At 67.1% G+C, this 9797-nt stretch carries 8 protein-coding genes and 1 pseudogene; 7 read left to right on the forward strand and 2 right to left on the reverse strand.

The window, feature by feature from the left end:
* The first annotated feature begins 268 nt into the window (after nt 1–268).
* A complete protein-coding gene (locus J0L98_RS14020; protein WP_296412391.1) occupies nt 269–2170 on the forward strand; it encodes a diguanylate cyclase in 1902 nt (633 codons plus the stop codon).
* Here the strand turns inward: J0L98_RS14020 and J0L98_RS14025 are convergent.
* Nucleotides 2161–3027: a fused MFS/spermidine synthase gene (locus J0L98_RS14025; protein ID WP_296412392.1), complete on the reverse strand. Its 867-nt coding sequence runs from the start codon at nt 3025–3027 to the stop codon at nt 2161–2163. The genes J0L98_RS14020 and J0L98_RS14025 overlap by 10 nt on opposite strands.
* A 53-nt stretch (nt 3028–3080) precedes the next feature.
* On the reverse strand, nt 3081–3554 hold the full coding sequence (locus tag J0L98_RS14030; protein WP_296412393.1) for a transcriptional repressor: 474 nt from the start codon (nt 3552–3554) through the stop codon (nt 3081–3083).
* 66 nt (nt 3555–3620) lie between these two features.
* On the opposite strand from J0L98_RS14030, the gene hisI reads away from it, so the two are divergent.
* From hisI to J0L98_RS14060, 6 genes and pseudogenes are all read left to right on the forward strand, one after another.
* Complete coding sequence (gene hisI, locus J0L98_RS14035; protein WP_296412394.1) at nt 3621–4061, forward strand: phosphoribosyl-AMP cyclohydrolase; 441 nt, start codon at nt 3621–3623, stop codon at nt 4059–4061.
* Nucleotides 4058–5287 carry a zinc metallochaperone GTPase ZigA gene (gene zigA / locus J0L98_RS14040; RefSeq protein WP_296412395.1) on the forward strand — a complete coding sequence of 410 codons (1230 nt, stop codon included), beginning with the start codon at nt 4058–4060 and terminating at the stop codon, nt 5285–5287. The genes hisI and zigA overlap by 4 nt, the downstream gene beginning before the upstream one ends.
* Nucleotides 5280–6350: a GTP-binding protein gene (locus J0L98_RS14045; RefSeq protein WP_296412396.1), complete on the forward strand. Its 1071-nt coding sequence runs from the start codon at nt 5280–5282 to the stop codon at nt 6348–6350. The genes zigA and J0L98_RS14045 overlap by 8 nt, the downstream gene beginning before the upstream one ends.
* Before the next feature lie 109 nt (nt 6351–6459).
* On the forward strand, nt 6460–8412 hold the full coding sequence (gene thrS / locus J0L98_RS14050) for a threonine--tRNA ligase (RefSeq protein ID WP_296412397.1): 1953 nt from the start codon (nt 6460–6462) through the stop codon (nt 8410–8412).
* A complete protein-coding gene (locus J0L98_RS14055) occupies nt 8409–8969 on the forward strand; it encodes a carbonate dehydratase (protein WP_296412398.1) in 561 nt (186 codons plus the stop codon). Before thrS ends, J0L98_RS14055 begins: the two co-directional genes overlap by 4 nt.
* Before the next feature lie 2 nt (nt 8970–8971).
* A pseudogene (locus J0L98_RS14060) lies at nt 8972–9797 on the forward strand (amidohydrolase family protein); the annotation flags it as partial.

The following is a 9797-nucleotide window of genomic DNA, read 5'->3' on the forward strand; positions in this document are numbered from 1 at the left end:
ACGAATCGGCTTTTCCCCAGTAACCCACATTGTCGCAGTGATTCGGTACGCCCCAGAAGGTACTGACCACGCCGGCGACACCGGCACGCTTTGGCGCAACCGGGCCGTTCTATGTGTTTGCAGTCGCCAATAGGCGCCGCACGTGCCCGAGGCGAATTCAACATATCGGGAGAAGTCTTGTGGATATGTGGCATTCCAGACTGTCCGAAGCAATCAACCGCGGTTTTAAGGTGCAACGAGCTCCCGCTCCCCTCCCAACACCATTCCAATGAAATCCGGCAGTCTTCCCCTCTTCAGCCAGGGCAACCGTCCCGCCACCGATCTGGGCGGGACGTCCTCAGCGCCGTCATTTGCACGGCGGATCCACATCCTGGGGCAGCTCGCCGGCATCGTCACACTGATCGGGCTCTGGCCCCAGGTTGACGCACCCTGGCTGCTCCTGGTGTGGTGGGTGGGTACCAGCGCGGCGCAATTCCTCCTCGCCGGCCTGGCCGGCCGGACACAACTGACACGCCCCGGCACCCCCATCCACGACCCCCTGCTGCGCCATTACCTCTTTTCGGCAGTCTCCGTGATCGGCGGCGGGGCCTGGGGCTGCCTCACCCTGATCGGCCCCTACGAAGCGGGCGCCCAGGCCCAGGCCTTCCTGTTCATGGCCCTTGGGGGCGTCACCCTTGCCGGCGCCGGCGTCCTGTTCGGGAGCCGCAGTGCCTGCGCAGTGTTCGTGACAGCCGTGCAGCTCCCCCTGTTCATCCAGACGGTGGTCAACCCGCCTGCCACCCTGCCCCACGCCAGCGTCTTCGTCGGGGTGTTCGTGCTTTTCGCCCTGAGCCTGAATGACCTCCTGGCGCTCCTGCATCGGGGTGCCGTTTTCGTCGAGACGACAGCCAGCCAGCGATCCGATGTCCAACGGCTCCTGCTCGACAATACCGATGAAGCCCTCGTCCTGGCCCACGGGCACTATATCCAGCACTGGAACCGGCGTTTCTCCGATCTGATGCAGGTGACCGACACCCAGCTTCCAATCCGACGTCTGGACGCCTGTCTCGCCAATCGCACGGAATGGCGTCGGCACGCCCGCTCCGCCATCGACGCTCTGGGCCGGGGAGAACCCTATCGCAGCGTGACGCGCCTGCGCCGGGCCGATGGCAGCGAGTTCTGGGCCGAACTCTCCGGCCGGCGGGTCGAAGGCAGCAACACTCCAACGCGGATCGTCTGGGCGGCGAGCGACATATCCGATCGGATCGAGGCCGAAACCCGCGCCACCCTGGCCCATGAGCAACTGTTCGCCCTTCTCGGCCAGAGCGCCGACTGGTACTGGCAGACCGACAACCAGCACCGTCTGATGCAGATCACCCTCCAGTCGGGTTCCAACATGGACGGACTGGAGCGGCACATCGGCCGCAAGTGGTGGCAGTTCCCCGTCGGCGGACAAGGCCCCCGTCCGGCACATGGGGCGCTGCGGCGCACCTTCGAGCAGCGGGAGGCCTTCCGCGATCTGGAGGTGGAAGCACCCGATGGCAGCCATGCACCACGCCGCCTGCAGCTCAGCGGCACCCCGCGATTCGACGAACATGGCAGCTTCCTCGGCTACCACGGCATCGCCAGCGACGTGACGGAACGTATCCGCGCCCAGGAACACATCCGCTTCCTGGCCTACCACGATCCGCTCACCGGCCTGCCCAATCGCCGCCTGCTGATGGACCGACTGGAACAATCCATCGCCCGGGCCCAGCGTTACCAGGCGCGCATTGGCGTCATTCTGGTGGACGTGGACGATTTCAAGCGCATCAACGATCTGGCCGGCCATGGCACCGGAGACCGGATTCTCGTGGAAGTAGCCGACCGCCTGCGCCATGGTGTGCGCGCCTGCGATACGGTGGCACGACTCGAGGGCGACGCCTTCGCGATCCTGCTGCCGGAGCTGGAGAGTGCGGGCGCCGCCGAACCCGTGGCCGCCAAGATCCTGTCCCTCCTGCATCAGCCCCTGGCCCAGCCTTCACCGCGCAGCGCCCTGGGCGCCAGCCTCGGCATCGCCACTTTTCCCGACGATGCCGAGAATGGCGATGGGCTGCTGCGCATTGCCGACGCCCGCATGCTGCGGGCCAAGCGGCGCGGCGGGCAACGCATCGAACTCGCCAGCCCCGCCCTGGCCCGGGATCACGCGTAGCGCAGGCGTCGGCTGCGCTCGAGACGCTCGGCAAACTTCGGAAAATCCAGCCCGGTGCGCTGCCGCAGTGCCTTGGCCTGGTTGCCGATCTCGCGCCAGCGCGGGGCAAAACCGGGGGCGCGGATGGCCAGAACGATGTCGTTGCCGTCCGCCAGGGACATCGTCAGCACCCGATCATCGAAAACCTCGGCGATCATCGCCAGATGGGCCGCCCGGTCAAGCCGCTCGCCAGCCAGATTGGCCACCATCACACCCCGCCCGGCAAGGGCATCATGCACCGTCTGGTAGAAGTATCTGGAGTTCACCGAACCGGAGATGCCATGGCGATCAAAGGCATCCATCACGATCACGTCCGGCCGCTCGCTCCACCCCCCGCTCTCGATCACCGCGTCGGCCCCGTCACCCTCCCGCACCTGCAGGCGTTCATCGTCGGGTGGGAGCTCGAACTGGTCACGAAAGGCAATCACCCGGGGGTCGATCTCCACCACCGTGATGCGCGCCGACCCCACATTCCGATAGCAGAACTTGGCCAGCGAGCCGCCCCCCAGCCCCAGCATGAGGATGTGGCGCGGCTTGGGCAGGAAGAGCAGGAAGCTCATCATCGCCTGGGTGTAGTCCAGTTCCAGGGCGAAGGGATCCTTCAGGCTCATGGTGCTCTGGATCAGGGACAAGGAGAAATGCAGGCTGCGAGTGGTGCCGTCGTCAATGATGAAGGGCTTGTCATAGGCCCCGGAGACCACTTGGCCGAGCACCGCGCGGGTGTCGCAATCGGCAGGCTCAAGGAGCCGGATCGTATCCCCATCGGAAAAGAAGGGGCTGGGCAGAACGAGGACGTTGGGAGTCTCGGCGGCAGGCACGGCAGGCTTCGAGCAGAGGACGGAGGCGCATTGTAAGCCGCCGAGACGACCCGTCACGGCATATCGCGACAGGTAGGGCACACCGCACCGATCTCCACCTCCGGACTCTCGAGCCGATGCCCCGCCGCCGCCAGACTGGCCGCAAGGGCCTTCATCACGGCATCATCCTGGAGTTCGGTGACCCCATTGCAACGGGGGCAGACGAGGAAAAGCCCCGGCATCTGCGCTTGGTGGCAGTGCTGACTGCACGCCACAAAGAGGTTCATCCGCCCGACCTTGTGGGCCAGCCCCTGCTCAATCAGAAAGTCCAGTGCCCGATAGACCGTCGGAGGCGAGGCGCCCGGCTTGTCTGCCTTGATCCGCTCCAGCAGATCGTAGGCCTTCAACCCGCGGGGGTGCCGCAACAGTAGCGCCAGTACCAGACGCCGGATGGGGGTCAGACTGGCGCCACGGCTGCGACAGCTCACCTCGGCCCGATCAAGGAAACCGGTTTCGACAGCGTCTGGGGAAGGGGCGGCACTATTCATGGGGCAATTCACACAGGGGGCGATGCAATGTTATAACATTGCAACCCCGCAGATTGTCAGTACGCCATGTTAACCCGACTTGAGTCCGCCCCTCCCGGCAGTCAGCTCCCCCTTGATGCCGTGCTCGACAGCCTTCCCTGGACCCCGGACGGCCTGATCGCCGCCATTGCCCAGCAACACGACACGGGTGAGGTGCTGATGCTGGCCTGGATGAACCGGGCCGCCCTCGTGGAAACCCTGAGCACCGGCCAGGCCTGCTACTGGTCCCGTTCCCGGCACAGCCTGTGGCGCAAGGGCGAGACCTCGGGCTGCAGGCAACGTGTCGTCGATGTCCGCTTCGACTGCGACGGCGACGCCGTGCTGCTGCAGGTGGACCAACTGGGCGGCGCCTGCCACACCGGGCGGCGTAGCTGCTTCTACAACGGCGTGCGCGGTGACCGGGTCGAAGTCCTCGACGCCCCACTCCCGGCCCTATCCACCCCGATTTCCCACAAGGAGACCCCATGACCCCGTCCTCCCGGGCCAGACTGCCCGTCACCGTCCTGTCCGGCTTCCTCGGTGCCGGCAAGACCACCCTCCTCAACCACGTCCTGCACAACCGGCAAGGCCTCAAGGTGGCAGTCATCGTCAATGACATGTCGGAGGTCAACATCGATGCCCGCCTGGTGGCCGAGGGCGGCGCCGAGCTGTCCCGGTCCGAGGAGAAGCTGGTGGAGATGAGCAATGGCTGCATCTGCTGCACCCTGCGCGAAGACCTGCTGGTGGAGATCCGCCACCTGGCAGCGGAGGGTCGTTTCGACTATCTGCTCATCGAATCCACCGGCATCTCTGAGCCGCTGCCAGTGGCGGAAACCTTCACCTTCCGGGACGAGAACGGCGTCAGCCTGTCCGACATCGCCCGTCTTGACACCCTGGTCACCGTCGTCGACGCCTTCAACTTCCTGCGCGACTATGGCTCCACCGACTACCTGGCCGACCGGGGTGAGAGCCTGGGCGAAGAAGATCAGCGCACCGTCGTGAACCTGCTGGTGGATCAGGTGGAGTTCTGCGACGTCATCGTCCTCAACAAGACCGACCTGCTGGACGCAGCCGAGCTGGAGCGCCTGGAAGGCCTGCTGAAGAACCTCAATCCCCGCGCCGAGATCGTCCGCGCCCGCTTCGGCCAAGTGCCCCTGGAACGCATCCTCGACACCGGGCGCTTCGACTTCGCCGCCGCGGCCGAAGCGCCGGGCTGGCTGGCCGAACTGCGCGGCGAGCATGTGCCGGAAACCGAGGAGTACGGCATCACCAGCTTTGTGTACCGGGCCCGGCGCCCCTTCCACCCCCAACGTTTCCACGAATGGATCAACCAGGAGTGGCCCGGGGTGGTCCGCTCCAAGGGCTACTTCTGGCTGGCCAGCCGCCCCACCATGGTGGGCAGCTGGTCCCAGGCCGGGGCGGTGGTCCGCCACGAGCTGGCCGGCCTGTGGTGGGCCGCCGTACCGCGGGAGCGCTGGCCCCAGGACGAAGAAGGCCTGGCCGCCATCCGGGCCCGCTGGGACGACGCCGTGGGCGACGCCCAGCAGGAGCTGGTCCTGATCGGCATCGACATGGACGAGGCCGCCCTCCGCGCCCGCCTGGACGCCTGCCTGCTGAACGACGCCGAGTACGCCAGCCGCCCTGCTGAGTGGACGCGGCTACCCGACCCCTTCCCCCGCTGGGCCTTCGCCAGCCAGGAGCAAACCCATGGATGAACACGAGGCGCACGACCCCAGGATTCCCATCACCCTGCTCACCGGCTTTCTTGGTGCAGGCAAAACAACCCTGTTGAACCATCTCCTGCGCCAGCCGGAGATGGCCCGGGCCGCCGTGTTGATCAACGAATTCGGCGCCGTCGGCATCGACCACCATCTGGTCGAGCGCGTCGACGGAAACGTCCTGATCCTGGACTCGGGCTGCCTGTGCTGCACCGTCAAAAGCGAGCTGACCCGCAGTCTGGCCGATCTGTTCCTGCGCGCCCTGCGCAAGGAGGTTCCGGTATTCGACCGGGTCGTCATCGAAACCACCGGCCTCGCCGATCCCGTGCCGGTGATCCAGGCACTGATGAACGATTTCTTCGTCGCCGAACGCTTCCGTTTCGATGGGGTCATCACGGCGGTGGACGCGGTCTTCGGCCGCGACCAGATCCAGCGTCATCGGGAAGCCCTGCGCCAGGTCGTCATGGCCGACCGCCTGCTGATCACCAAGTGCGACCTGGCAGGCGGTGTCGAGCTCGCGTCGCTGGAGCAGGATCTCGCCGCCCTCAACTCCGGGGCAAGCCGGATTCACGTCTCCGGCGGAGAGGTGGCCGCCTCGGCCATCATCGATTGCGGCCTCTATGACCCGGGCGGCAAGGTGCCCGACGTGGTCCGCTGGCTTGCGCCGCCCGCCGCGACAGGCATCCGCTACACACCGCGGACAGCGCCCGCCTTGAACGCCCCCCACGACGGCAGCGTCCAGAGCTTCACCCTGGTCTTCGACCGGCCTCTGCCCTGGGTGCGCTTCATCGACAGCCTGAGCCGACTTCTCGACACCTGTGGCGACCAGGTCCTGCGGGTGAAGGGGCTGCTGAAGGTCACGGGCGATACGCGCCCCTGGGTGGTCCAGGGTGTTCACGACATGGCCTACCCGCCCATCCAATTGCCCGCATGGCCTGCCATGCCGCCCTTTGACGACGGCCGCAGCCGGCTTGTCTTCATCGTCCAGGACCTGCCCCGGGCGCAGATCGAGGCGGGCTTCTCGGGCTTGCTCGACGCCCCCCAGCCCCTCGCGGGCTGATCCACCGCCACCCGCTCGAGGAAGCTCGGCAAGCACCGGCCGCTCATCGTCGTCGCGCTGCCCCGCCCTTCACCCCCTTCACCCCCTTCTCCTACCAGGCTCACGCACCATGCTCTGCATCACCCTGCCTGATGGCAGCAAGCGCACGTTTGCGCACCCGCTCACCGTGGCCGACGTCGCCGCCGCCATCGGCCCCGGCCTCGCCCGGGCCACCCTCGCCGGCTGTGTCGATGACCGCCCCGTCGATACCAGCTTCCGCATCGACAGGGACGCCCGGCTCAGTCTGATCACCCAGGACAGCCCCGAAGGCCTGGCGATCCTGCGTCACTCCTGCGCCCACCTGCTGGCCATGGCCGTGAAGCAACTGTTCCCGGGCGCCCAGGTCACCATCGGCCCGGTCATCGAAGAGGGCTTCTTCTACGACTTCGCCTTCGAGCGCCCCTTCACCCCCGACGATCTGTCACTGATCGAGGCCCGCATGCACGAACTGGCCGCCGCCGACCTGCCCGTCACCCGGCGCGAACTTCCCCGTGACGAGGCCATTGCCCACTTCGAACAGCAGGGCGAGCACTACAAGGCGGAGCTGATCCACGCCATCCCGGAAGGCGAGTCCCTGTCGCTCTATCGCCAGGGCGACTTCGAGGACCTGTGCCGGGGCCCCCACGTGCCTTCCACCGGCCGACTCAAAGCCTTCAAGCTGACCAAGGTGGCGGGCGCGTACTGGCGCGGCGACGCCACGAAGGCCATGCTGCAACGCATCTACGGCACCTGCTGGCCCGATACCAAAGCCCTCGCCGCCTACCTCACCCGCCTTGAGGAAGCCGGCAAGCGTGACCACCGCAAGCTCGGCGCCCAGCTCGACCTCTTTCATTTCGACGACAGCGCGCCGGGATCGGTGTTCTGGCACGCCCGGGGCTGGACCCTCTTCCAGCAGTTGATCGCCTACATGCGGGCACGCCAGGACGAGGCGGACTACATCGAAGTCAACACCCCGGACGTGATGGACCGGGGGCTGTGGGAGACCTCCGGCCACTGGTTCAACTATCGCGACGCGATGTTTACCACCACCACCGAGGACGAGCGGGTGTTTGCCCTCAAGCCCATGAACTGCCCCGGCGCCGTCTCGCTGTTTGCCCAGGGCATCAAGAGCTACCGCGACCTGCCCCTGCGTATGGCCGAGTTCGGCAAGGTGCACCGCTACGAGCCCTCCGGCGCCCTGCACGGCCTGTTGCGGGTGCGCCACTTCACCCAGGACGACGCCCACATCTTCTGCACCCCCGCCCAGATGCAGGACGAGTGCGCCCGCAGCATCGCCCTGGTGTTCGCCATCTACCGGGATTTCGGTTTCGATGAGGTGGCCGTCAAGCTGTCCACCCGCCCGGCCCGGCGCATTGGCGACGACGCCACCTGGGACGCCCTGGAGGCTGCCCTGTCGGGCGCCCTTGAACGGATGGGCATCGCCTACCGGGTCAACCCCGGCGAAGGCGCCTTCTACGGCCCCAAGCTGGAGTTCGTGCTGCGTGACGCCATCGGCCGCGACTGGCAGTGCGGCACCCTGCAGGTGGACCTGAACCTGCCCGAGCGCTTCGACATCCACTACATCGATGAAAAAGACCAGCGCCAGCGCCCGGTCATGCTGCACCGGGCTCTGTTCGGCTCCCTGGAACGCTTCACCGGCATCCTGATCGAGCACTACAGCGGCCTCTTCCCCCTGTGGCTGGCCCCACGCCAGGCCGTGGTCCTCAACATCAGCGAGGCGCAGGGCGACTACGCGCAGCACCTCGCCAGGGCGCTGAAGCAGGCGGGCATCCGCGCCGCTGCCGATCTACGCAACGAGAAGATCGGCTACAAGATCCGCGAGCACACCCTGCAGAAGGTGCCCTACCTGATTATCGTCGGCGAGCGGGAACAGCACGCCGGCTGCGCCACCCTGCGCGCCCACGACGGTGCCGATCTGGGCCGCCTCGAACTCGCCGCCATCATCGAACGCCTCTCCCGGGAAGCCCGGCCGCCCTCGCACCGGGAGGCCCCGGAAGCCCTCCACCCCTGCCCCCTGCCATGATCCGCAAGAACCCCCGCGGCGACCTGCCGCAGATCCACGAAACCGCCTATGTGGACCAGACCGCCATCCTGTGCGGAAAGGTCATCGTCGACGAGAACGTCTTCATCGGCCCCTACGCGGTGATCCGTGCCGACGAGGTGGACGAGACCGGCGATATGCAGCCGATCCATATCGGCGCCCACTCCAACATCCAGGACGGGGTGGTGATCCACTCCAAGTCCGGCGCCGCCGTGACCATCGGACAGCACAGCTCCATCGCCCATCGCTCCATCGTGCATGGTCCGTGCACGGTCGGCGACCGGGTCTTCATCGGCTTCAACAGCGTGCTGTTCAACTGCCGGGTCGGCGACGGCTGCGTGGTGCGCCACAACGCGGTGGTGGACGGCGCCGACCTGCCCGCCGGCTTCTACGTGCCCTCCACCGAACGCATCGGCCCCCACACCGATCTGGCCGCCATGCCCCGGGTCACCGCCCAGGCCACCGAGTTCTCGGAAGACGTCGTGCGCACCAACCACTCCCTGGTCCAGGGGTACAAGAAGCTGCAGAACGAGTTCTGACCATGCCCCGACACATCCTCATCCGCAACGCCCGGCTGGTGAACGAAGGCCGGATCACCGACGCTGACCTGCTCGTCGCCGGCGGCCGCATCGCGCACATCGCCGGAGCCATCGACCGCAGCGCAGATGTCGAGATCGACGCCGCCGGAGCCTGGCTGCTGCCCGGCATGATCGACGACCAGGTGCACTTCCGCGAGCCCGGACTCACCCACAAAGGCTGCATCGCCAGCGAGTCGGCCGCGGCCGTCGCGGGGGGCATCACCAGCTTCATGGACATGCCCAACACCCGCCCGCCAACCCTCGACATGGCCGCCGTGGACGCCAAGCGCGCCCTCGCCGCCGCCGGCAGCCGTGCCAACTACGCCTTCCACCTGGGCGCCTCCACCCACAACCTGGACGCGGTCGCCAGCGCCGACCCCCGCCGCATCGCCGGCATCAAGGTATTCATGGGCGCCTCCACCGGCGACATGCTGGTGGACGACCCGGTCGTGCTCGAACGCCTGTTCGCCTGTGCGCCCACCCTCCTCCTCGCCCACTGCGAAGACACCCCCACCATTCTCGCCAACGAAGCCCTGTGGCACGCCCGCCATGGCGCCGCCGTCCCCTTCGACGCCCACCCGCAGATCCGCAGCGCAGAAGCCTGCTACCGCTCCTCGTCACTGGCCGTGGCGCTCGCCCGCCGCCACGGCACCCGGCTGCACGTGCTGCACCTGTCCACCACGCGGGAGCTCGAACTCTTCGACGAGGGCCCGCTGGCAGGCAAACGGATCACCGCCGAAGCCTGCATCCACCACCTTCTCTTCGACGACACCGACTACCCGGCCCTGG

This window comes from Zoogloea sp., assembly GCF_017302315.1.
Classification (GTDB): Bacteria; Pseudomonadota; Gammaproteobacteria; order Burkholderiales; family Rhodocyclaceae; genus Zoogloea.